This window comes from Magnetococcales bacterium, assembly GCA_015231755.1.
In the GTDB taxonomy this organism is placed as follows: Bacteria; Pseudomonadota; Magnetococcia; order Magnetococcales; family Magnetaquicoccaceae; genus Magnetaquiglobus.
The window spans coordinates 37,571-61,278 of the sequence record JADGAZ010000019.1; the positions used below are offsets into that span (position 1 = coordinate 37,571).

The 23,708-nt window shown below is 57.2% G+C and carries 15 protein-coding genes and 3 tRNA genes; 6 read left to right on the forward strand and 12 right to left on the reverse strand.

All coding sequences use genetic code 11. The annotated features are described in order from the left end of the window. Positions 1–127 precede the first annotated feature (127 nt). The 6 genes from HQL98_12765 to HQL98_12790 all read left to right on the forward strand — a co-directional run bounded on the left by HQL98_12765 (position 128) and on the right by HQL98_12790 (position 13,718). On the forward strand, positions 128–2,902 hold the full coding sequence (locus HQL98_12765; protein MBF0272920.1) for a bacteriohemerythrin: 2,775 nt from the start codon (positions 128–130) through the stop codon (positions 2,900–2,902). Positions 2,903–3,180: 278 nt separating this feature from the next. Then, the gene (locus HQL98_12770; protein MBF0272921.1) at positions 3,181–5,715 is read left to right on the forward strand and encodes a CHASE domain-containing protein; all 2,535 of its coding nucleotides are present in this window, start codon (positions 3,181–3,183) and stop codon (positions 5,713–5,715) included. 20 nt (positions 5,716–5,735) lie between these two features. Beyond that, positions 5,736–7,184, forward strand: coding sequence for a sigma-54-dependent Fis family transcriptional regulator (locus HQL98_12775; protein MBF0272922.1), 1,449 nt, complete (start codon positions 5,736–5,738; stop codon positions 7,182–7,184). Positions 7,185–7,977: 793 nt separating this feature from the next. After that, positions 7,978–9,258, forward strand: coding sequence for a DUF4010 domain-containing protein (locus tag HQL98_12780; GenBank protein ID MBF0272923.1), 1,281 nt, complete (start codon positions 7,978–7,980; stop codon positions 9,256–9,258). Positions 9,259–9,469: 211 nt separating this feature from the next. Continuing rightward, on the forward strand, positions 9,470–10,612 hold the full coding sequence (locus HQL98_12785) for an efflux RND transporter periplasmic adaptor subunit (protein ID MBF0272924.1): 1,143 nt from the start codon (positions 9,470–9,472) through the stop codon (positions 10,610–10,612). Between the two features lie 7 nt (positions 10,613–10,619). Further along, complete coding sequence (locus HQL98_12790) at positions 10,620–13,718, forward strand: efflux RND transporter permease subunit (protein MBF0272925.1); 3,099 nt, start codon at positions 10,620–10,622, stop codon at positions 13,716–13,718. A gap of 129 nt (positions 13,719–13,847) precedes the next feature. Here HQL98_12790 and fabD read toward each other — a convergent pair whose 3' ends face one another. The 12 genes from fabD to HQL98_12850 all read right to left on the reverse strand — a co-directional run bounded on the left by fabD (position 13,848) and on the right by HQL98_12850 (position 23,700). Next, positions 13,848–14,783 (reverse strand): ACP S-malonyltransferase, encoded by a 936-nt coding sequence (gene fabD, locus HQL98_12795; protein MBF0272926.1) that lies wholly within the window; start codon positions 14,781–14,783, stop codon positions 13,848–13,850. 50 nt (positions 14,784–14,833) lie between these two features. Beyond that, positions 14,834–15,448: an NYN domain-containing protein gene (locus HQL98_12800; GenBank protein MBF0272927.1), complete on the reverse strand. Its 615-nt coding sequence runs from the start codon at positions 15,446–15,448 to the stop codon at positions 14,834–14,836. Positions 15,449–15,539: 91 nt separating this feature from the next. After that, positions 15,540–15,614 (reverse strand) — tRNA-Gly (locus tag HQL98_12805). Positions 15,615–15,712: 98 nt separating this feature from the next. Continuing rightward, positions 15,713–15,789 (reverse strand) — tRNA-Cys (locus tag HQL98_12810). A gap of 23 nt (positions 15,790–15,812) precedes the next feature. Then, positions 15,813–15,887, reverse strand: a tRNA-Gly gene (locus HQL98_12815). A gap of 65 nt (positions 15,888–15,952) precedes the next feature. Continuing rightward, positions 15,953–16,501 carry a CDP-diacylglycerol--glycerol-3-phosphate 3-phosphatidyltransferase gene (gene pgsA, locus HQL98_12820; GenBank protein MBF0272928.1) on the reverse strand — a complete coding sequence of 183 codons (549 nt, stop codon included), beginning with the start codon at positions 16,499–16,501 and terminating at the stop codon, positions 15,953–15,955. A 10-nt stretch (positions 16,502–16,511) separates the two neighbouring features. Next, positions 16,512–18,386: an excinuclease ABC subunit UvrC gene (uvrC, locus tag HQL98_12825; protein MBF0272929.1), complete on the reverse strand. Its 1,875-nt coding sequence runs from the start codon at positions 18,384–18,386 to the stop codon at positions 16,512–16,514. Then, complete coding sequence (locus HQL98_12830) at positions 18,383–19,174, reverse strand: prolipoprotein diacylglyceryl transferase (GenBank protein MBF0272930.1); 792 nt, start codon at positions 19,172–19,174, stop codon at positions 18,383–18,385. Before HQL98_12830 ends, uvrC begins: the two co-directional genes overlap by 4 nt. Beyond that, positions 19,171–20,016, reverse strand: coding sequence for a prephenate dehydratase (gene pheA, locus HQL98_12835; GenBank protein MBF0272931.1), 846 nt, complete (start codon positions 20,014–20,016; stop codon positions 19,171–19,173). Before pheA ends, HQL98_12830 begins: the two co-directional genes overlap by 4 nt. After that, a complete protein-coding gene (locus HQL98_12840; protein MBF0272932.1) occupies positions 20,013–21,731 on the reverse strand; it encodes a response regulator in 1,719 nt (572 codons plus the stop codon). The genes pheA and HQL98_12840 overlap by 4 nt, the downstream gene beginning before the upstream one ends. Further along, the gene (locus tag HQL98_12845) at positions 21,716–22,648 is read right to left on the reverse strand and encodes a zinc ABC transporter substrate-binding protein (GenBank protein MBF0272933.1); all 933 of its coding nucleotides are present in this window, start codon (positions 22,646–22,648) and stop codon (positions 21,716–21,718) included. Before HQL98_12845 ends, HQL98_12840 begins: the two co-directional genes overlap by 16 nt. 32 nt (positions 22,649–22,680) lie before the next feature. Then, positions 22,681–23,700, reverse strand: coding sequence for a hypothetical protein (locus HQL98_12850; GenBank protein MBF0272934.1), 1,020 nt, complete (start codon positions 23,698–23,700; stop codon positions 22,681–22,683). Between the last annotated feature and the right edge of the window lie 8 nt (positions 23,701–23,708).

Genomic DNA, 23,708 nt, shown 5'->3' on the forward strand with positions numbered 1-23,708 from the left:
ATCCATTTTTTTGTTGCGCAACCGTTCCCTTGTTGTGGAATTCGGCTATGCTGTTAAAGGGATTCAGTGCGAAAAACGGGCACCCGTGTCGCGCAACAAAAAAATACCAGATCAGTCATAGCGAACCATGAACATCACCCAAAGAATCTTCCTCGGTTTTCTCGTTCCCCTGCTCATGCTGCTGATTCTGGGCGTGTGGGGAATCGTGGTCAGTGGACAGGTGATCCACCAAACCAGACAGGCCCATGAAATCGGTTTCAATCTGGCGATGCAAGCCAAAGAAATGGAACTGCATGTGGTCCAGGTGCAACAATGGCTCACCGACATTTCGGCGACCCGGGGCAAGCCCGGCTTTGACGACGGCTTCACCAAGGCCGAAGAGCATGCCCGCGGTTTCATGGAAAGTCGGGATATTTTCATGCGCCATGCCCGCCAGTCGGAAAACACCGCGCAGATCCAGGAACTGGAAACCCTCGCCCAACGGTTCCAGAATTTTTACGCCATGGGCCGCAAAATGGCCCAGGCCTATATCGATGGCGGTCCGGACAAGGGCAACGCCATGATGAAGGATTTCGACGAACAGGCCGAAGCCTTCACGACCGTACTGGAACCCTTCCTGGCCAAACAGATCGGCGTCGCGGAAGAAAATCTCTCTTCGGTGCGGGAAAGGCTCGCCTTTCTGCGTGGCGGGATCCTGATCCTGCTGCTGATTGCCATGGCCACGGTGGGGGTGCTTGGTTGGAAAATTGGCCGCTTCCTGACCCAACCGATCCACGAAATGGTCAACGTCATGGAGCAGGTGGGCAACGGGGATCTGACCATCCAGGCCTGCCAGGATAAGCGCAAAGACGAACTGGGTCTGATCAATGGCCACATCAACCGACTGGTGCGCATTTTCAGCGACAACATCCGTCAGATCAACCTGCAAGCCGCCAACATCACCGCATTCGTGTCGGAAATTCTGACCCTGCGCCGCAGCATCAGCAGCAGCAGCCAGGATCTGGATACCATCGCCCGGGCGGTGGTCTCTCAAAACCACGAACTGCGGGGTGAAATCGTCCAGATCAAAGAGAACGTGGACCAATCGGTGGTCAATCTGGGAGCCTTGCACGACGCCGCCTGCCATGTCACGGAAGGGATCAACACCATTGCCAGCGCCACGGAACAGGCCAATGCCAGTGTCTCCTCCATGGCCAACTCGGCGCAACGGATGCTAGGCAACATCGAAACCGTACACGATCAACTCACCGAGGTCCACGACGCCATCGCCAGTGTGGCCAATTCCGCCGAACAGATGAAACTCTCCCTGGATGAAGTGAGAAGCCGGTGTCTGGCGGCGGTCCAGGAGTCGGAAACCGCCCGGGACCGGGCCAGCGAAGCCGAAGAGGTGATGGAAAAACTCTCCCACTCGGCCCACGAGATCGGCGCGGTGGTGGAGATCATCAACCACATCACCGAACAGACCTTCATGCTGGCCCTCAACGCGGCCATCGAGGCGGCGGGGGCCGGGGATGCGGGCAAGGGATTTGCCGTGGTGGCCAATGAAGTCAAGGAACTGGCCCGTCAAACCGCCGAAGCCACCTTGCTGATCCAGGGACAAATCGAGGCCATCCGGGACCAAACCCAGGAAGCCAAAGAAAAAACCGACATCATCCACGACGCCGTGGAGCGCATCAGCAACGCCAACGCGGCCATCAACCATTCGGTCACCGCCCAGAGTCAGGCCACGGATCAAATCGTGCTGGCCACCGGCAAAGTGGCTCAGGCCACCGCCGAGGTGAACAACGGCGCCGAAGAGTTGCAAATGTCGGCCACCGACGTGGTGCGGGCCGCCGAACAGGCGGCTCTGGGCAGTCAGGAGATCGCCTCCTCCGCCGAACGGATCGCGCTTTCCGCCCAGGAGATGGAAGATCGCACCCGTTCCACGGTGGAATCAGCCCAGGCGATCCAGCAGGCCGCCGAACGCACCGATCGACTCGCCGACCAAGTGCGGGAAAAGGCCGATAACTCCTTGCGGGTGGTGGAGACCATGCACGGCATCGTCACCCATTTCCAGGCCATGGGAGATGTGGTCGGCGGCATCAGCGAAGAGCTTTATTCGGCCCAGGCGCGCATGGATGTGGGACCGGAACCCTTCAACATCCGCCGCATCAAGGAAGCGGTCCTGCAACTCATGTATCGCCTCAACCTAGCCATCTCCACCCATGACGCCACCCAGGCCGAAGAGATCGCCGATCCGGCTCAATGCCCGGTGGATCAATGGTTGCATGACCAGGTCAAGGGCCTCTACGGGGATTTGCCTTTGTACGCCAAGATGGAGGCGTCCCACAAACAATTACATGACACTTCCCTCGAAATTCTGCGTCTGATCCGCGAAAATCAAACCGTGGCCATCCACGATGCCATGGTATTCTTCCATGAATTGCGTCAGGTGTTCTTCGAGCAGTTGAACCAGCTCTATCTGGGCGGAACCGATGACCAGAACTCGAAAATCCCCCTGATTCAATGGAGAAAGAGTCTTTCCGTGGGGGTATCCGCCTTTGATATGGATCACCGCAAGTTGATCGAGTTAATCAACCAACTCCACTCCGCCATGGAACAGAAACAAGGCAGTCAGGCGCTGAACCACATTCTGGACGAGTTGATCAACTACGCCACCACCCACTTCACCCGCGAAGAACGACTGCTGGCCGAACACGGTTACGGCGGCCTGGAGGCCCAACGCCAACAGCATACCAAATTCCTCCAATATATCCGGGAACAACACAGCGCCCTCACTGGCGGCGACTCCTTCGCCCTGGCGGCGGAACTGCTGAAATTCCTCAAGGATTGGCTGTTGCAACACATCCTCAAACACGACATGGGCTACAAAGCCTTCCTGCAAGACAAGGGCGTGCAATGAATCCGGATTCGCAACAGGGGGGAACGGAACAGGCCGGACGCCGCATGACGTTTCGCTTCCCCCTGGATGTGGCGTGCGACCCGACCCTATGACCCAAGCCTTGCTTTGGACCAGGACGACAGATTTTCCATCCGGGTCGGCATTCGCGGTGCAATCGATCCATGAAGAAGAACTTCCATTATTCACACCTTTCCAGTCGAGTGCCAATCCATCCCAAAGGTCAATGGTTGGACAGCATCCATGACTATCTGGCCGTTTGGATCTACGGAACCATCGGGATGATTCTGATACTGGCATTGTTTGTCATCATCAGGCAACAACTGATCAGCAACAAGGAAATCGAGATCCATTGGATCTCACAAAACCGCCAACGCACGTTGAACATGGTGATTGAAAACCACCTGCAAACCATTACCGACATCGGCGGATTGCTGAATCTGGTCGAGGATGTCAACGCAGAAACCCTGTCACGCCTCGCACGTCCCCTGCTGCAAAAGCATCCTGGTATTCGTGCGCTCCATTGGGTTCCCCTGGTATTGGACGCAGAGCGAAACCAGTGGGAAGAGACGTGGCGCCACACCAATCCGGCCATGGAAATCAAGGAACGCACACCGGATGGCAATTTCATCCGGGCCAAACAACGCGACCGCTACTATCCCATCGCCCAGACTTTCCCGAGCGACGCGGAAGTCAACAATCCGGGAATGGATCTCTTCACCGACAGGAAACTCTCCGAAACCTTTCAACGGGCCGAAAGCAACAATCGAATCGCCATCAGCGACCGTCTGCCATTCTTGCACACACAGACCGACCAGCAATCGGAAATTGCGGTCATTCTGCCACTGGACCCGCACAAAGAGAGTGTACGCACCAGAAAAACCGCCAAGAAACAACAACCGACCAGCTTTCTTGTGGCCATCTTGCGCATCGACATCCTGACAAATACCGCCACCGACCTGCTGGAACCCCGAGGCATCGAGTTCCTGATTCAAGACGAATCCGCCAGGACAGAAGACAAATTTCTAGCCTTTTATACCAGTCGTTTGAACCAGCATCTTCCGTTTTCCCCGGAAACGAGAACTCAATGGAACAATCCCGCACTGTCACGAATCGTGTTCACGTTCCCTGTAGCGGACCGCCTATGGTCCATGACCTGCGCTGCCACAAACCAGTTCCGCAGCACGGAAGCCTTTCAGAACGCCCACTGGTTCACCTTGATGGGAGGATTGGTCTTCATCCTGCTGACCACTTACCATCTCAGTCAAACCAAACGACAAATCCTGCAACGGATCCAGATCGAACAGACCCTGCGTGAACGCGAGGAACTCTTCCGACAGATGACCGAAACCGTGGACGAGGTGTTCTGGGCCATGGATCCCAAAGGGATCAGATTCACCTACATCAGCCCGACTCTCACCCGCATCAGTTCACCCTACGAAAAAAAAAGCCATCAATTTCTTTCCGAATTCATCCAGCTTATTCATCCGGAAGATCAACATCTGTTTCTGGATGCATTTCATTCCTCGCGCATGACCAAGAACAATTTTTCCGTGATTATGCGTATAAAGCTCGACACTCGCCATTATGGTTGGATACGCAGTTGCGGTTTTCCGGTCCTGGATAACGTCGGTCAGATCATCCGCATTGTCGGCTATTATGAGGACATCACCGACCGGAAACTGGCCGAGGATGCCCTGCGCGCCTCGGAAGAGAAACTGCGCACCCTATTCAAACACTCACCGGATATCATTCTCATTGTGGACCGCACCGGACAGATCTTGTTGGGAAACCGTTCCATGCCCAGCATCACGAGCGGATACATCTGCGATGTGCTTTCCGAAATGCAAGTACCCGCATCCATCCAGGAAAAATACCGTCAAGCCATGGGGGATGTGTTTGGCACCGGAAACATCCAAAGTTTCCAGTTGGTCACCCATCTCGCCCAATGGTGGGAAATCCGCATGGCACCAATCCTTTCTAATGGACAAACGGTGGCGGTGATGACTATCATCACCGACATCACGGAAAATCGTAAACTGCAACACAGCGCCATAGAAAACGCCCGACTGGCCTCCATTGGTGTCTTGGCCGCCGGAGTCGCTCATGAGATCAACAATCCCAATCAGGCCATTCTGAGCAACGCCTCCCTGTTCAAGCGCATCTGGCAGGATGCGGATCTGATTCTCCAGGATTATTGCGAAGAAAACGGTGACTTTTCTCTTGGCGGCCTCTCGTTTGCAAATTCGCGGCAATCGATTGCCCAGGGATTGTCGGATACGATCCAAAATGCCAGAAGAATCAAAAATATGGTTGACAATCTGAAATTTTTCAGCAAAAGAGATTCCGGACAACTTGACGACATCATCGACATCCACAAACTCTTTCAAGCGATTCGCTCCATTCTGGATGTCAAGATCCGGCACTACACCCATCATTTCAACTGCGACATTCCCGAGAATCTTCCCAGAATCAAAGGAAATTTTCAACAACTGGAACAGGTATTCGTCAATATCATCATGAATGCTCTCGAATCCCTGCCCACCCAGGATCAAAAGGTTCACATCTCTGCCACTCAGAATCTCCAGAAGAATTGTCTGGAAATCAGAATTATGGATCAAGGAAAAGGGATATCAGCCGAGGATTCAGAGCACATACTGGAACCGTTCTTCACGACAAAGGAGAAATCCGGTGGTACCGGACTTGGTCTTTCGATTTCTCATTCCATCATAGAACACCACCATGGAGAATTGACCATTGTTTCGCATCCAGAAGAAGGAACAACCGTGACGGTCTCCATTCCAGTTTTATCCTGACCCTGCACAAAGGCATACGCATGAAAAAAGCACCCACATTCTCTCAACTTCCTGTCGTCGTTGTCGATGATGAAATCTCCGTGCTGCACAGCACCCAGATCATCTTATCCAGCGCGGGAATCAAGCACATCGAAATACTGGATAACAGCCAGGAAGTCATGCCTTTTCTGGCGGCGAACCCGGCAAGCGTCATCATTCTCGACTTGTTCATGCCCTATATTTCCGGCTCACAACTTCTCACGGAAATCACCCATACCTATCCCGGGCTGCCAGTCCTGGTCATGACATGTGCCCAGGATGTGGATACCGCTGTCAACAGCATGAGGGAAGGCGCCTTCGATTATCTCGTCAAGCCTGTGGAAGAGAGCCGTTTGATTTCCAGTGTCAAACGGGCACGCGAACTCTGTTCTTTGCGTTGGCAACTGGGAACGCTCAAGCACTGCCTGCTCCACGACGACCTCCCCCATGGAGAGGTTTTTTCTTCCATCATTACCCGGAGTCGCCGATTCCGCTCCATATTCCAATACGTCGAGGCCATAGCCCCCTCTCCGGAACCGGTGCTGATCTACGGGGAAACAGGTGCAGGAAAAGAAAAGTTTGCCCAAATCATCCATGCGTTAAGCGGATTGTCCGGAGAATTTGTTCAAGTCAACGTGGCCGGACTCGACGACACGCTGTTCTCGGATACCCTATTTGGCCACAAAAAGGGCGCTTTTACTGGCGCGGACAGAAACCGGGAGGGTCTGGTCACCAAAGCGGTCGGCGGAACCTTATTCCTGGATGAAATCGGCGATATGAGCATGGCCTCTCAGATCAAATTGCTCCGACTGCTCCAGGAACGCAAATATTATCCCCTGGGGTCTGATATCGCCAAAAACAGCGATGTTCGTATCCTGTGCGCCACCAATCGTCCCCTCGAACAGATCATGAACAAGCAACTCTTCCGCAGTGATCTGTATTTCCGACTCTCGGTGCATCGCATCGAGATTCCGCCATTGCGCCATCACAAAGAAGATATTCCGGATCTGGTCAACCATTTCATTGAAGAGGCCTCCCGCTCCATGGACCGATCCACGACGCCCACGCCACCCCAGGAACTCTTTACCCTGCTTGCCAATTACTCTTTTCCCGGAAACGTTCGCGAACTGCGCGCCATGGTCTATGATGCAGTCACTCTGCATCGCGGAGGCGCCGTGCTTTCCATGGACAGTTTCAAACAGACCATCTCCAAACGCATGGCCGGACCCAATCTGAACGACGACAGCCCGCCGGACGGCAACATCCCGGAACCGCTGATCCAGATTCCAGGACGCTTTCCTTCCCTGAAGGAAGCAGAACGTGTCCTGGTGGACGAAGCGCTGCACCGTTCCCAGGGCAATCAGGGCATTGCCGCCACCCTGTTGGGCATTTCCCGCCCGGCCTTGAATCGACGGATCAATCATCCGGGCGAAACGGAGGCCGCCGGGTGAGATCGATTCCCTGGAAAATCGGGGCACCATCAATGGAAACCCACAGACCGGATCCGTGTCCGATAACAAACAGTGACCGAATTCGGACACTATAGACAACATCATGTTATATATAGAATTTTTCAGTTAAATGCGGGCAAATCCCGTCATATGCGTTCGTTTTGTTACACCCTTATATCCACCATGAGCCATCCGTATCCACCTTGTAACATTCTGTCACAAAAGACATTTCCTCTAAAGAATCCATTGGTATGTCAATTGCGCTTTTCAGGACTAAGGCGCCCAGATGGCGCGACGCTTGGAACTGGCTAGTGAAATACTAACGTATTCAAGAGGATCAAAAGAATGAATCCATCGATTTTCCTGTTCCACCACAACCAGTCGAACGTTTCCCACGGCCCCGCATCTTTTAATCCGAGAAATCAACGCCACGATTTCACCAACCGGATTGCTGACTTCACACACAAGCCCCGTCAGATCCCAGCCCGGTTGACCGCCACTTTTCTTCAACATTCCTATTAGAAAAACCTGCCCCAGGAACTCTGAGCGATCACGCTGCCATTCGCCACAAAAAATCGCTCTAGCCTGTTTTATCCTTCAGGTCAACAAACACGAAACCCGAACGGCTGGGACCATCTATAGGAAAACCAGTCAATCAATCTTTGTTGCGTCCTAAAACCACGCAATCCACCAACTATTGAAACCGTGAGCAACCAATACTATGGCCAATATTTCATCACTGACCCTCGCCATAAACTTCGCCCTAGCCGTCGCTTCCGGATTGGCTATCGGCGTGGAAAGACAAATCAGCAACCTGAACAAAGATAAACGCTTTGGTCTGCGTGACTATGTTCTGGTTGCGGTGCTGGCATTCATTTCGAGCCTTTTCTATGAAGCCACCCCGCTGGCCTGGATTGTCGCCTTCTTCGCCGTCGTTCTCTACTCCTTGATTCCTTTCATCTTCGAGAATATCGGAGCCACGGCGGGAACCCATGGCATGACCAGCATGTTGGCCATGCCCGTCACCTTTGCCATCGCCAGTCTTCCCAACCTCAACGCCCAGTTCTGGATCATCGCGACGATCATCTTCGTGGTGCTGCTCATTCTAAACCTCAAGGAAAAATTCCACACCTTCGGCTACTCGATCACCCATCGGGAAATCAGTGACTTTGCCATTCTCATCGGTCTGGCCATCACCATCACGCCCTTCATTCCCACGGATGCCCGCATCCCGATCCCCATCGTCAGCCTGATCAACGACAGCTACAAAGTTCACTACAACTACATCAATGTGAACATGCTGTGGAAAGTGGTCATCATGGTCAGCCTGATGAGCTTCGTGGCCCACTTCATCACCAAATACATCAAGGGACGTAACGCCCTGGTGCTGGCCACCTTCTTCGGCGGTCTGGTCTCCTCTCTCGCCACCATTGTCCTGCTGTTGAGAGACCGGCAAGAAGGCGCGGAAGGTAGTGAAGCGCCTCCCCTCACCAGCCAGGAAATCTTTCTGGGCTTTGTGGCGGCCAACACTGGATCCATCGTCAAGGATGTGGTCGTGTTGAGAATGGTCGTGGGAGAGGTGCTTTTCTCTCAATTCGTGTTGCCGGTGGTTTCAGCACTGGTGATGTTCTTCTCCATCAGCGCCTACTCCTTTTCTTCCCAAAGCATGTCCAGCGGTGAAAGTCAGGAGATCAAAATTACAGACCGTCCCCTGCCGCTGAACTTTGTGTTCAAGTTTTCGAGCATCTTTGCCATCCTCATCATTATCATGAACATGGTGACCTATTATCTTGGCAATGGCGCCACGGTCGTTGCCTCGTTCATGTCCGGCATCATCAGCTCGGCAGCGGCCATCGGTTCTGTGGGAACCTCCATGTTGCAAGAAGGTGGCATCTCCGGATGGGTGGCGGGTCTGAGCATCCTGGCGGCACTGCTTGGCAGCATCTGCGCCAAATATGTGGTCATCGCCAAAAAACTGGGCCTCAAGAACAGCCTCCACTTTATGCTCCCCATCCTGGCCTTGACCGTGGTCGGCTTGAGCACCACCTGGATTGCCTTTCACAGCTCTCCGTAACCTGTCACCCTGACCGCACGCACAAAAACCACACGGGCAAATGGCGCTTCAGCCATCATCGCAGATTTCAAGCGCCATTTGCCCCGGTTCACCCCCTTCCGCATTCGGGATGATCCTGGAGCAATCACCACCACAAGACTGGTCAAGCCTCCCGGTGTGGACTATACTGGAACGATCGGTCCAAAATCTCTTCGCTCAAGGTTATCCCGCCATGCAACCGGCCCCATTCCGATCCGTGCCGTTGTGGATCCCGCTCGTCGCGCTGACCGTTTTTTCCGCCTGCTCCCCGGAAAAAACCGAAACCAAAGGAACCCAGGCCCCCCCGCCGGTTCCGGTCGTGGTGGCACCGGTAACGCAAAAAAATGTACCTCTGACCCTTCAGGCCATGGGCAGCGCGGAAACCTGTCACGCGGTGGCGATCAAGGCCAGAGTGGATGGAGAACTGCTCAAATCCCATATCACCGATGGTCAGGAGGTACAACAGGGTCAACTCCTCTTCGACCTTGACGATCGCCCCTACCAGTACCGCCTGAAACAACTCAAAGCCAACCTGGATCGGGATCTCGCCCTGCTGGAAAACGCCCGTACCAAAGAACAGCGTCAGGTGGTACTCAACAAGCAAAACATCGCTTCGGAAGAGACTCTCTCCGCGCTGGTTTCCAGCCGTCAGGCCGCCGAGGCCACGGTGGCCTCCGATCGCGCCGCCCTGGCCGAAGGGGAGATGCAATTGGGTTTTACCCACATTTTCTCCCCGATCACCGGCATGGCGGGACGAATCCTGATCCAGACCGGCAACCTGATCAAAGCCAACGACGCCAATCCTCTGGTGACCCTGCATCAGATGGATCCCATATGCATCACCTTCACCGTGGCCGAACCCCATCTGAGCGCCATTCGCGCCAACCACGCCAAGAAACCCCTCACCCTGGACATTTTCCCCAACCGGGAAAACGACTCCCCCATTCCGGGAACCCTGCTCTCCCTGGACAACGCGGTGGATCGGCAAACCGGCACCATCCGTCTCAAGGCCCAGGCCCAAAATGGAGACCGTCGCCTGTGGCCGGGTCTGTTCGTCACCCTGTCTCTCAAACTCATCGACCGTCCCGACGCCCTGGTGATCCCCACCCGTGCGGTACTCACCGGCTCGGCGGGTCCATTTGTTTATGTGGTCAAAGAGGACAAAAGCGTGGAAACCCGCCCCCTGACCATTGCCAAGGAAGACAAGGAAGAGACCGTCATCACCTCGGGACTCGCTGCGGGGGATACGGTGGTCACCATAGGTCAATGGCGTCTGAAACCGGGAGCCAAGGTGGAACTGCCCAAAGCGGACAACGAAAACACCAACAAAAAGTGATCCTTCCATGAACATCACCGGTTTTTTCGTCCATCGCCCGGTCACCACGGTTTTGACCATGCTTGGGCTGTTTTTGTTCGGCATTCTGTCTTATCAACAACTGCCGGTATCCGCCCTGCCCACGGTGGACTATCCCACGCTTCAGGTTTCCGCGACCCTGACCGGGGCCTCCCCGGATACCATGGCCAACTCCGTGGCGCTCCCGCTGGAAAAAGAGTTCTCCACCATCGCCGGTCTGGACTCCATGACCTCCAGCAGCGGTCTGGGCACCACCCAGATATCCCTGCAGTTCGCCCTGGATCGGGATATCGACGCCGTGGCCCAGGACGTGCAGGCCGCCATCTCCTCGGCCCAGCGGCGCCTGCCCAACAACATGACCATCCCCCCCTACTACCGAAAGGTCAATCCGGCGGATTTACCGATTTTCTATCTGGCCCTCACCTCCGAGACCCTGCCCCTGACGGAAATCTCCGAATTTGCCGATACCACCTTATCGCAACGCATCTCCACCCTGCCGGGTGTGGCCCAGGTGAGCATTTATGGTCGTCAGAGTCCCTCGGTGCGGGTCAAGGTCAATCCCCATGCCCTGGCCGTCAACGGCCTCTCCCTGGAAGATGTGGAACTGGCCATTCAACAAAACAATCCCAATCTACCCACCGGATACCTGCTGAGTCCCAACCGTCTGCTCTCCCTGGAGACCCCGGAACGTCTGCCTTCGGCCAAAAGCTACCGTTCCATCGTCATCGCCCAGAAAAATGGCGCGCCGTTGCGCCTGGATGACATCGCCAACGTGGTGGATGGCCCGGAAAACAATCTGGTGGCCGCTTGGTTCAACGCTACCCGCGGCGTGGTCATGGCCATTCAGCGGCAACCCGGCTCCAATACCATCGCCGTCGCCGACGCCATTCGCAACGTGGTGCCCAATCTGCGCCAACAACTCCCGGCGGCCACCACTCTGGACGTACTCTACGACCGCTCGTTGAGCATCCGGGAATCGGTCCACGATGTGCAGCTTACCCTGCTGTTCTCCCTGCTGCTGGTCATTCTGGTGATCTATCTCTTTTTGGGCAACGCCTCGGCCACCCTGATCCCGAGTCTCGCCCTGCCCATCTCCTTGGTGGGGGTGTTCCCCATCATGCTGGAGATGAACATGAGCATCAACATCATCTCCTTGATGGCCCTCACCCTGTCCGTGGGCTTTGTGGTGGATGATGCCATCGTCATGCTGGAAAACATCTCCCGACACATGGAGGAAAAAGGTCTTTCCCCCTGGCAGGCCACCCTGATCGGCGGTCGCCAGATCGCCTTCACCATTCTTTCCATGACCCTCTCCTTGGCGGCGGTCTTCATTCCGGTGCTGTTCATGGGGGGCATCCTGGGACGACTGCTGCACGAATTCGCCGTGGCCATCATGGCGGCGGTGATCCTTTCCGGGGTGGTCTCCCTCTCCCTCACCCCCATGCTCTGCTCCCGCCTGCTCAAACCCCATACCCCAGGCAAGGCCAACTGGCTGATCCGGGGCAGCGAGGCGCTGTTCATGGCCTTACGTCGTGGGTACGCCACCACCCTGGACTGGACCCTCGCCCATCGCCGTCTGGTGCTGGTGCTGTTCCTGCTGATGGGGGGATGGTCGGTCCAGGTGGGACGGGAGATGCCCAAAGGATTCATGCCCAGCGAAGATACCGGGCAATTGCTCTGCTTCACCGAAACCGAACAGGATATCGGCTTCGACGCCATGTCCGAACGTCAACGCCAGGTGGCGGAGATCATCGGCGCCGACCCGGGGGTAAGCGCCACCATGTCGTTCATCGGGGGCGGTTCGGGTCAATCGGCCCTGAACAATGGTCGGGTCTTCGTGCGTCTGAAACCCATGGACGAACGCCCCCACGCGGATGAAATCGTCAAACGTCTGCGTCCCAAACTCGCCCAGATTCCCGGCATCAAGGCCTTCATCCAGAATCTGCCCGTGATCCGCATCGGCACCCAACTGACCAAAAGTCAATATCAGTTCACCCTTCAGGGCACCGACACCAGCGAACTCTTCCCCTGGGCCGAAAAGGTGGAAAAGACCCTGCGGGAACTGCCAGGATTCCTGAACGTCACCTCCGACATGCAGTTGGCCAAACCCCAGGCTTTGGTCGAAATCGATCGGGACAAGGCCGCCACGTTGGGCATCTCCCCGGAACGGCTGGAAAAAACCCTCTACGCCGCCTTCGGCCCCAAACAGATCTCCACCATCTACGCCCCCTCCAACCAATACGCCTTGCTGCTGGAAGTGGATGACCCCTTCAAGACCGATCCCTCGATGCTCTCCCTGTTGCATGTGCGGGGAGCCAACAACACCTTGATCCCCCTGGACTCCGTGGCCCGCATTTCCCGTTCCGTGGGACCCGCCACCATTTCCCATCAGGGACAATTGCCCGCGGTCACCCTCTCCTTCGACCTGGCCCCCGGACTCTCCTTGAGCCAAGCCATCGAGGCCATCGATCAGGCGCGGAGCCAGATGGGCATGCCCGCCACCATCGCCGCCAGTTTCCAGGGGTCGGCCCAGGTGTTTCAATCATCTCTGGCGGGCATGGGGTGGTTGCTGGGACTGGCGGTGCTGGTGATCTATCTGGTGCTGGGCATGCTTTACGAAAGCTATATCCATCCCCTGACCATCCTCTCCGGTCTGCCGGCGGCAGGGCTGGGGGCGCTGTTGACCCTGAAGCTGTTCGGACTGGAGTTGAATCTTTACGGCTTTGTGGGCTTGATCATGCTGATCGGCATCGTCAAGAAAAACGCCATCATGATGATCGACTTCGCCATCGAAGCCAGACGCGATGGCCAATACACGGCCCTGGAAGCGATCCGGGAAGCCGGTCTGGTCCGTTTCCGGCCCATCATGATGACCACCATGGCCGCCCTGGTGGGCACCCTGCCCATCGCCCTGGGCATGGGAGCCGGTGGCGAGGCGCGCCAGCCTTTGGGTCTGGCGGTGGTGGGAGGATTGATCCTTTCCCAATGGCTAACCCTGTACATCACGCCGGTGATCTATCTGTATCTGGAAAAAATTCGAGGCTATATCGATCCGGAGCTTCACCCGGAGGAGTCCCACGAGGGATAATCACCAGTCCGGAAAAAATCCACCCGGATGGGGACCACGGGGCGTAATCCAACTCGACAAACAAAAAAGCGATCCGAAAAAGGGCCAATCTCCTTTCCGGATCGCTCCACGCCTTCCACGCATCGGGGATCACGCCAGGGCGGACAACTTCTCCAGATCGGCGGGACCATTGATCGTGACGATTCTGACGCTCTTGTCGATCCGTTTCATCATGCCCGCCAGCACCTGACCGCTACCCAGTTCCACGAAGGTATCCACCCCCAACGCCAGCAGACGCCGCATGGAGTCCTCCCAACGGACCGGGGCGATGATCTGTTCCACCAGACTTTGACGAATGGCGTCACCGGAACGCAGCTCATCGGCGGTGACATTGGCGATCAAAGGACAATCGAGATCCCGGATCGGCTGTTGCGCGAGTACCGCGGCCATGGTTTCGGCGGCCTTGGACATGAGGGCGCAATGGAAAGGGGCGGAGACCGGCAAGGCGATGCACTTGGCCTTGACCGTCTTGGCCAGGGCTATGGCCCGCTCCACGGCAGTCAGATGGCCGGAGATGACCAGTTGGGACGCGGTGTTGTAATTGGCCGGAGCGCAGATGCCACCGGTCTCTTCCGCCGCCTCCCGGCACACCCGCTCCACCTCCGCAGGTTCCAGATTGAGGACCGCCGCCATACCCCCCACTCCCGGAGGCACGGCGCTACGCATGGCCTCGCCCCGTTGTCGCACCAGACGGATCGCGTCCATGGCGGAAAAACCACCCGCCGCCGCGATGGCAGCATACTCCCCCAGGGAGTGACCCGCCACATAATCGGGTTTCAAGCCCGTGCGTTGACTCACCAGATGAAACGCCGCCAGACCGGTCAGCACCAAGGCGGGCTGGGCATTTTCCGTGAGACGCAATTGCTCCTCCGGCCCCTCGAACATCAAAGCCCGCAACGGAAAGCCCACTACCCCGTCCGCCTCGTCGAACAAGGCGGCCAGGGCGACATCGGCGTCATGCAGTTCCCGTCCCATACCCACGGACTGGGAACCTTGTCCCGGAAACAAAAAGGCAATTTTTCCCATGCCGGAATTCTCCAGATCGCAAGAAAGGCGCTTGGGGTCAGCTTGTTGAATCAAAATGAGTTGGACGATTCGGCAGCATGGGCCTGGGCAGGGGGGATCACCGAAGGGCAGGTGTTCTGCGAGGCATGGGGATTGCGCATCAGTTCGGATTTCAGGGTGTTCAATTCGATGAACTCGTCAGCCTGACGGCGCAATTCATCGGCGATCATCGGGGGCTGGGTGAGCAAGGAGCTGACCACGGAGACAAATTTGCCCTGATCCTGAATCGCCTGCACCACACTGCGGAAATCCCCGTCTCCTGAAAACAGCACCGCATGATCATAATGCGGCGCCATTTGCAGCATGCCGACAGCGATTTCGATATCCATGTTGCCCTTGATCCGTTTGTGACCGGTGACCGGATCGATGTATTCCTTAATGGGCTTGGTGATCACCGCATAGCCGTTATAGGCCAACCAGTCCACCAGGGGACGAATCGGGGAGTAGTCCTGATCGTCGCCCAGGGCGGTGTAGTAATAGGCCCGCAGCAAACGGCTGTGATTCTGGAAGTGGAGCAGGAGTTTTTTGTAGTCGAAATCAAAACCCAAAGAGCGAATGGCGGCGTAGAGATTGGAGCCGTCGATAAAAATAACTGTTCGTTCATTGGGATGGAAAGTGATGGGCATGTCGGATCCTAATAAAAAATTCAAGGGAGAAAATGAAGGATTCGTAGGGATCCAGAGGCGGGGGGGAAGCGAGCATTGTAAAATGAAATCTTGGAGCGGGAGAAGGGATTCGAACCCTCGACGTCAACCTTGGCAAGGTTGCACTCTACCCCTGAGTTACTCCCGCATTGAAAGGCCTTTTTTACGCTCGTTTATCCTCAAAAAACCACGAATCTGAAAGAAATAAAATAAAATACAAATCAGGCGTTGACTTCAAACAGTCACTGGAGGCCGGGGTGGGATTTGAACCCACGAATGAAGGTTTTGCAGACCTCTGCGTTAGGCCACTTCGCCACCCGGCCGGAGACATCCGGCGAAAAAATGTTGGAGCGGGAGAAGGGATTCGAACCCTCGACGTCAACCTTGGCAAGGTTGCACTCTACCCCTGAGTTACTCCCGCGTTCCTTGTCCCCTTTTATAGCGAATATGGCCGGGACAAGTCAAGCCCAAGCGTTAGGGGAAGGATCAAATTTTTGGATGAATCCACGGCCAAGCCGAAAGCAGGTAGACATACCCAGACCAGAGGGAAAAAACCATCGCCACGCCCAGGAAGAAAACCCCCGGCCAGTGAAACGAAATCCCGAAGAGGCTGTCTTGCACCAGCAGCATGATGATGGCGGTCATCTGGAAGCCGGTTTTCCACTTGGCCAACGCCGACACGGGCACCGACCTCCCCAAACCGGCCATGCGTTCCCGCAAGGCCATGATGGTGATCTCCCTGGCCAGGATGATCAACACCAGAGTCAAAGGGGCGCGCCCCAGGGAAAGCAACAGCACAATGGCCGAAATCACCAACAACTTGTCGGCCACCGGATCGAAAAAACGACCAAAATCCGTCAGCATGCCGGATCGTCGGGCAATATAGCCATCGGCCCAATCGGTGAGGGCCGCCAGACTGAAACACATGGCCGACAGGATCAAGCCCAGTGGATCGGGAAGAAAGGCAAACCCGATAAAAAAGGGGATCAGGGCAATACGGGTCGCCGTCAATATATTGGGTAAATTCCAAGCCATCAATCGAATCTCAAAGGACTTCCCGGCAATCTTGAAGGTGCTGGACTATGGCTTCGGCCAAGGACATGGAAATGCCCGGCAGTGCCGCCAACTCCTCGACACGCGCCTCACGAATCGCGCGAACCGATCCAAAGTGACGCAGCAGCTCTTTTTTTCTTCCCGGTCCCACACCGGGAATCTGGTCCAGCACGGAACGCACCTGACTCCGCTCCCGACTGCTGCGGTGATAGGTCACGGCGAAGCGATGAGCCTCATCCCGTATATTCTGAAGCAAAAACAGAACCGGGGATCGTTCGGGCAGTATAACCGGTTCCCGCCGTCCCGGCAAGAAAAGGCTTTCTTTTCCCGCATCGCGCTCCGGCCCCTTGGCCATGGCGAAAAACGAGACTCCGGTGATCCCCTGATCTTCGACCACCTCCATGGCGGCGTTCAACTGTCCCTTGCCCCCGTCGAGCAGCACCAGATCCGGCCAATCGCTGCCTCCGGCGGCATCGGAGGAACGAAAACGGCGCGCGATCACCTCGGCCATGCGTGACGTATCGTCCACGGAACCGGGATCCTTGATGGAAAAACGCCGATAGGCCCGCTTCATCATCCCCTCGGGGCCGAAAACCGCCATCGACGCCACCACATGCCGATCCTGCAAATGGGAAATGTCGAAGGCTTCGATCCGTTCCGGAACACGGGGCAGTTCCAGAATGGCAGCCAGTTCCGCCAACAGTTGGCGATTGGCCTGCTTGCCGCTCATGCGTCTGACCTTGGCGGTTTCGGCGTTGGACAGGGCCAACTCCACCAGTCGCCGCTTCTCGCCACGCTCCGGCACCCGAATCCGTACCGCTCCCCCCCGCAACCGACTCAAGGCGGAAGACAACCATTCATGCTCGGGCAAGGGAAGATTGACCAGAATTTCCGCAGGCGGCAAGGGGGTTTCTGTGGAAACGCCTTCGCCCATGCCCTCGGCAGGCGCGTAGAACTGAGCCATGAAGGCTTCCAGAGCCTCGGCGGGTTCCAGATCTTCGGTATTTTCCGGAAAGTGGGCCTGATTGCCCAGATTGATCCCGTCCCGCACAAAAAAAAGCTGAATCGAGGCCGGTCCACTGCTGGTGGTGATACAGATGATATCCAGGTCGGTCCCTTCCTTGAGATTGCCCCGACGTTGATTCTGCACCTGGGTGATCGCCTTGACCCGATCCCGCAAACGCGCCGCCTCCTCGAAACGCCGTTGTTCCGATGCCTCCCACATGGCCCGGGTCAAGCCTTCGGTCAACTGCCGGTCCCGCCCCTCCAGGAACAGCACCGCCTCCCGCACCCAATGGGCGTAACTCTCCTGATCGATCAATCCCATGCACGGCGCGTGACACCGCTTGATCTGGTATTGCAGACAGGGACGCTTGCGACTGTTGAACTGCCGATCCTCGCACTGACGCAAGGGAAACACCCCTTGCAGCCATTTCAGGGTCTCCCGCAGGGCGTGAACACTGGGATAGGGACCAAAATAACGCTCTTTGGGCCGACGCGGCCCCCGATGCAACGTCAAGCGGGGGAAAGGCTGATCGATGGTCAGACGCAACCAGGGGTGGGACTTGTCATCTTTGAGCAAGACATTGTAAGGCGGCTGCAACCGACGGATGAGATTGGCTTCCAGGATCAAGGCATCCTGCTCCGTGGCGGTCACCACGATGGCCAGATCCCGCGCCTTGTTCAGCATGGCCAGAATGCGGGCCGAAACCGAACCATGAAAATAAGAACCGACCCTTTTTTTCAGTGACTTGGCTTTGCCCACATACAGCACCTTGCCTTCGGCGTCCAGAAAACGATACACGCCTGGACTTTCCGGCAAGGATTCCACCACCTCCCGGGGCACCCATGGAACGGGTTCACTCACCGTGGCCTGGCATCCGTTCGATGGCGGGAATGGATGACAAGTCCCAGTCCAATGAAAAGCATGGGAAAGGTAAGCCATTGCCCCATGGTGAGTCCGCCGGCCAGCAGACCCAGATGGGCATCGGGTTCCCGCACCATCTCCACCAACAGACGGGAGACCGCATAACCGGTGAGAAACACCCCACCCAGAAATCCGGGAGAACGTCGTTTTCTGCCCAGCCACAGCATCAGCAGCAGCAGCATCACCCCTTCCAGTCCCGCCTCATACAGTTGACTGGGATGACGGGGTTCCGGACCGGCGCCGGGAAACAGCACGCCCCAGGGCAGATCCGTGGGACGGCCCCACAACTCCCCATTGATGAAATTGCCGATCCGCCCCAGCAACAGACCCAGAGGCGTGACCACGGCCATCAGGTCACCCAGCACCAGAAAGGACAACCCATGCTTGCGGGCAAACAGAAAACCGGCCAGCAACACCCCCAACAAGCCACCGTGAAACGACATGCCCCCTTCCCACACCCGGAAAACGGCGAGGGGATTGGCTAGGTAATAGCTGAAATGGTAAAAAAGAATATAACCAAACCGTCCGCCCAGGATCACCCCGAGCAGTATGCCCATCACCAGATCCGCCAGCACCTCGGGAGACAACCCCAAAGACTGCCGTCGCGCCTGCCATTTCAACAGGGGCCAGCCCAGCAGAAAGGTCAAGGTGTACATTAGGCCATACCAGCGTATGGCCAAAGGACCGATGTGGATCAATACCGGATCGATTTGAGGAAAAGGGATCATCGGTTCGCTTGCCAGTTGGAGGCTTCGGGATAACTGCCCAGGATTTTCAGGCTGCTGGTGAAAAAGTCCAACTCCTCCAGGGCCAGCTTGCAGGGCCGCTCTTCGGGTCTGCCTTGAAAATCCAGATAAAAATGATACGACCACGGGGTACCCGGCACCGGTCGGGACTCCAGACGGGTGAGATTGACCCCGTTGGTGGCGAACCCGCCCAGACATTTGTACAAAGCCGCCGGAATGTTGCGCACCTCAAAGACCAGACTGGTTTTGCAATCCACATCCTTGGGCGGAACCGCCCGATCCTTGACGATCTTCAGGAAGCGCGTGGTATTCAAGTGGCTGTCTTGAATATCCCGTGCCAAAATCGACAGGCCATACAATTCCGCGCACAATTCGGCGGCGATGGCCGCCTCGAACGGATTGGCCCGCACCGCCAGATCGGCGGCGGCCCCGGCGGTGTCATAGACCGCATTGCAGGCCCAGCCCTGTCTGCGGATGAACGAACGGCATTGGGCCAAAGCCTGGGGATGGGAATAGACAGTACGCAGATCCTCCATGCGGGCGTCGTGGGTACCCAGCAGGCAATGGCGCACCCGCAGATAATACTCCCCCTGGATGTGCAACTGGAACACGGCCAACAGGTCATAGCTGTCGCTGACCACTCCGGCGATGCTGTTTTCCACCGGAATCATCCCCACGCCGGCCTCCCGCTCATCCACGGCCTGAAACACCTCCTCGAAGGTGCGACAGGGAATGGTGCGATAATCCGGCAGACACTCCCGGCAGGCCTGCTCGCTGTAGGCGCCCCGCTCCCCCTGAAAGGCCACGGTCTTGGGTGTATTCATGACGGATCTCCAGGGCTGCGATGGTTTCCGGAAGGGACGACCCCACGACGTTGTTCCAGACGCTGTATTTTCGCCTCACCGGCGCGGGCCACCATGTCCAACAGATCCTGAGCACGATACGGCTTGGTGAGAAATGCATCCATTCCGGCCTCCAGACAGTGGTCGCGCAGTTGTTCCCGGACATGGGCGCTGACACCGATGATCGGCATGTCCGGATCCGCTTTTTCCTTGCCGGCGCGAATCCGCCGGGTGGTTTCGATTCCATTCAGACGAGGCATCTGGATATCCATGAAGACCAGATCATACCCATCGTTCAGACATCGCAAAGCCTCTTCCCCATCTCCCGCCGTAGTGACAGAGTAACCGGCGGATGTCAAGACGTGCTGACCAAGCAACCGGTTGTCCGGATCGTCTTCCACCAGCAGAATCCGCGTCAGTCCACCGGCCAAAGCCAGGGTCCACTGGGGTCCGGAAAACGGTGATCCGGTAGCCTGCCCCAGTTCTTCCCGGATGGGGATCTCCCAGGGCACCTGAACGGTAAACACACTCCCTTCGCCCACTTGGCTGGTGGCATGAATTTCTCCTCCCATCCGCTCCACCAGCTTGCGGCAAATGGCCAACCCCAGCCCCAGCCCCCCAAAACGTCGGGTCGTACTGACATCCACCTGGGAAAAACTGTTGAAGATCATTTCCAAACGATCTTCCGGAATACCGATGCCACTGTCGCGCACCAAAAAGACCAACCAGTGTCGCCGCGCCGAATCGTTGGCGAGAAAAACCCGTAAAGCCACCCAGCCCCGGGGCGTGAACTTGACCGCATTGCTCAACAAATGGATCAACACCTGCCGCAACCGCACCGGATCCCCCATCACCCACTCCGGAAGCCCGGGATCCATCTCCCAACGCAACGACAACCCCTTCAATCCCGCCTCGACGGCCAAGGTGGTCACCGCATGTTCCACCACCTTGCGCAACTGACATGGAATGCGATCCAAATGCAGGGCATCGGTCTCGATCCTGGAGAAGTCCAGAATGTCATTGAGAATATCCAGCAACGACTCCGACGAGTGCAACACCACTTCCAGCATTTTGCGCTGTTCCGGCTCCAGGCGGGAGGAGAGCATCAGATCCGTCATGCCGATGATGGCATTCATGGGGGTACGAATTTCATGCCCCATATTGTCCAAAAAATGGTTTTTGGCCCGGATGGCCGCCTCTGCCTGAATTCTGGCCTCTTCCAAAGCCCTGCCCTGGGCTTCCAACTCCCCGGACTGACGACGAATCACCCGGTTGCGGCGATCCAGTTCCAGACAAAACCGCGCCTTGCCCCGCAAGACCTCCGCCGGAAACGGCTTGAGCAGATCATCCACCCCGCCCAACGCATACCCCTGCTGGATGCGCGACGAATCCTCACCCGACTCGACAAGCAGGATCACCGGCGGGCGATGGGAGCCCTCCCTTTCCGAAAAACGACGCAACACCTCGCAACCATCAATGTCGGGCAAACGCACCGCCAGAATCACCAGGGCGAACTCCTGTTGCGCCAGACAAGCCAACGCCTCGACGCCATTCCGGGCCATCACCATTCCGGCACCGCAATCCGCCAACTGCTCACCCATCCAACTCAGATGCCCGGGCTGCGCATCCACCAGAAGTATGGACGCCCGCCCGCAAGGATCGCCCCCGGCAGACTTGACGGTCAGGTGTTCAGACATTGGATCAAGGCGCCTGACAGACCTTGCATCAATTCAAAATAAAGCTCCGGCCCCTCTTTCATCGCCGCCCCCAAAGGATCCAGCACACCGATGCGCACCGGATGGCTGGCCGCCACGGTTTCGGCCAAACGGGGGGAGTATTGGGGTTCGGTGAACAGACAAACCGCCCGGGTCTCGGCGATCCGTTTGGCAATTTCCTGGACTCGGCGCGCCCCCGGTGGACGCTCGGGATGCACCATGATGGAGCCTACCGTGCCCAGGGCATACCGGTGTTCAAAGTATTGATACGCATCGTGGAATACGATATAAGGCCGCTGGCGCACCGGAGCCAGATCCCGTTCCAACTGCCGATCCAACGCCTCCAGCCGTTGGGTCAAACCGGTCGCGTTGGCCTGATAACGGGCCCCATGGGCCGGATCCACAGCCGCCAATGCCCCGGCGATGGCCTTACCCATGGCCATGGCATTGCGGGGATCCAACCAAGCGTGGGGATCGGTGGGACCGTGGGCCTCCCCGTGTTCCGATTTGCCGCCATGGTCGTGATCGTGGTCATGGCCATGATCGTGCCCCTCTTCCTCCCAGGCTCCTCCGGCGCGGACCGGCAGACGGCTCACCCCGGAAGCCTCCAGCAATGCCACCTTGACCGCCTTGGGAGCCAGATTTTCCAAGGGACGCACCAAGAAACCCTCCAGCCCGACCCCGCCCCAAAAAATCAGCTCCGCCTTGGAGAGCAGACGGGCATCCGAAGGTCGCAGCGCATAGGTGTGTTCGGAGACATGTCCCTGAATCAACAACCGGGGTGCACCCTCCCCCTCCATCACCGCCGCCACCAGCGCATGCAACGGTTTGATGGAGACCACCACCTCCACCGCCCCGACCGGCACCGGAATCCCCCACAACAAAGCGGCCAGACACATGCCGCGACCCCATGCGGTCCACCCGGAATGTTTCATGGTTTCACCAAAGTTCTCAACGGCAAGTTGATCTTGAAACGCTTTTCCTTGCCCGCGGGGGTTCTGGCCACGAGATCGAGCCGCAAACGTTGCGCCTCTTCTTTGCCCTGGGTTTCCAGGATCCCTTCTCCGCGCAATCGCACCCAGGGGGCCTCGACCCGCACATTCTGGATCAGAAATCTTCCCTGTCCATCGGATTCCACCCGCATCGAAAGCTTGCCCAGATCCACCGACTCCCGGGAAAACGGATCCCGACCCGCGAAACGCAGCATCTCCGCCAATTCCGGCACCCGTTTGGCGGCCCCCTGCAATCCGGGGGCATAAGTTCCGGAGGTATTCCAGGTGAATACCCCTTTCAGCGGACGCCCCTGGCTATCCCGACTGGTGACCTCTCCCTCCCCCTCCACCCGGGCGATGCGCCACCCCTGGGCAAACACCCCGTTGGCCCAACCACGGCCTTTCTCCCGATCACCCGCAGCCTCCAGACGTGCGAAACCCACAGCGCCGGCAGACAACGGCAACAGGCCCGGGTTCAATCCCGCCGGAAGCCGGTCCAGATTCAAAGCCCCGGTCTCCACCCGCCATACCCCGCCGTCACCCTGCTGATAGTCCACCTGTTCCACCCGGCCTTCGGGAATGGCCGCCCGGGCGAGTTTCAGAACGATTTTCGACCCATCCAGCAACAAATCCGCATCCGCCAGGGTCACCTCCTGAATTTTCATCTCCCCGAGGATGCGAGCCAACGCCGGATTCCAAGGAGAGATGGTCTTGAGAATCCAATCCGGATCCCCCCGGGCCTCGGAGAGGGTCAATTGACCGGCCAACGGTTGCAACCGATGCAAGGCGACCTTGCCCTTGGCCTTGAAATCGTTTCGGTCGATGTTCACGATTTGCCCGAGCAACTCCCTCGGGGGAGGAGACGCGGGAGAGGAGGAGGAGGGCGCATCCCCGGCCCAGGCCAGGGGAAACGGCATCACCAACACGGCGCAGCACAACAAATTTCGCATGATTTTCAACGGTTCAA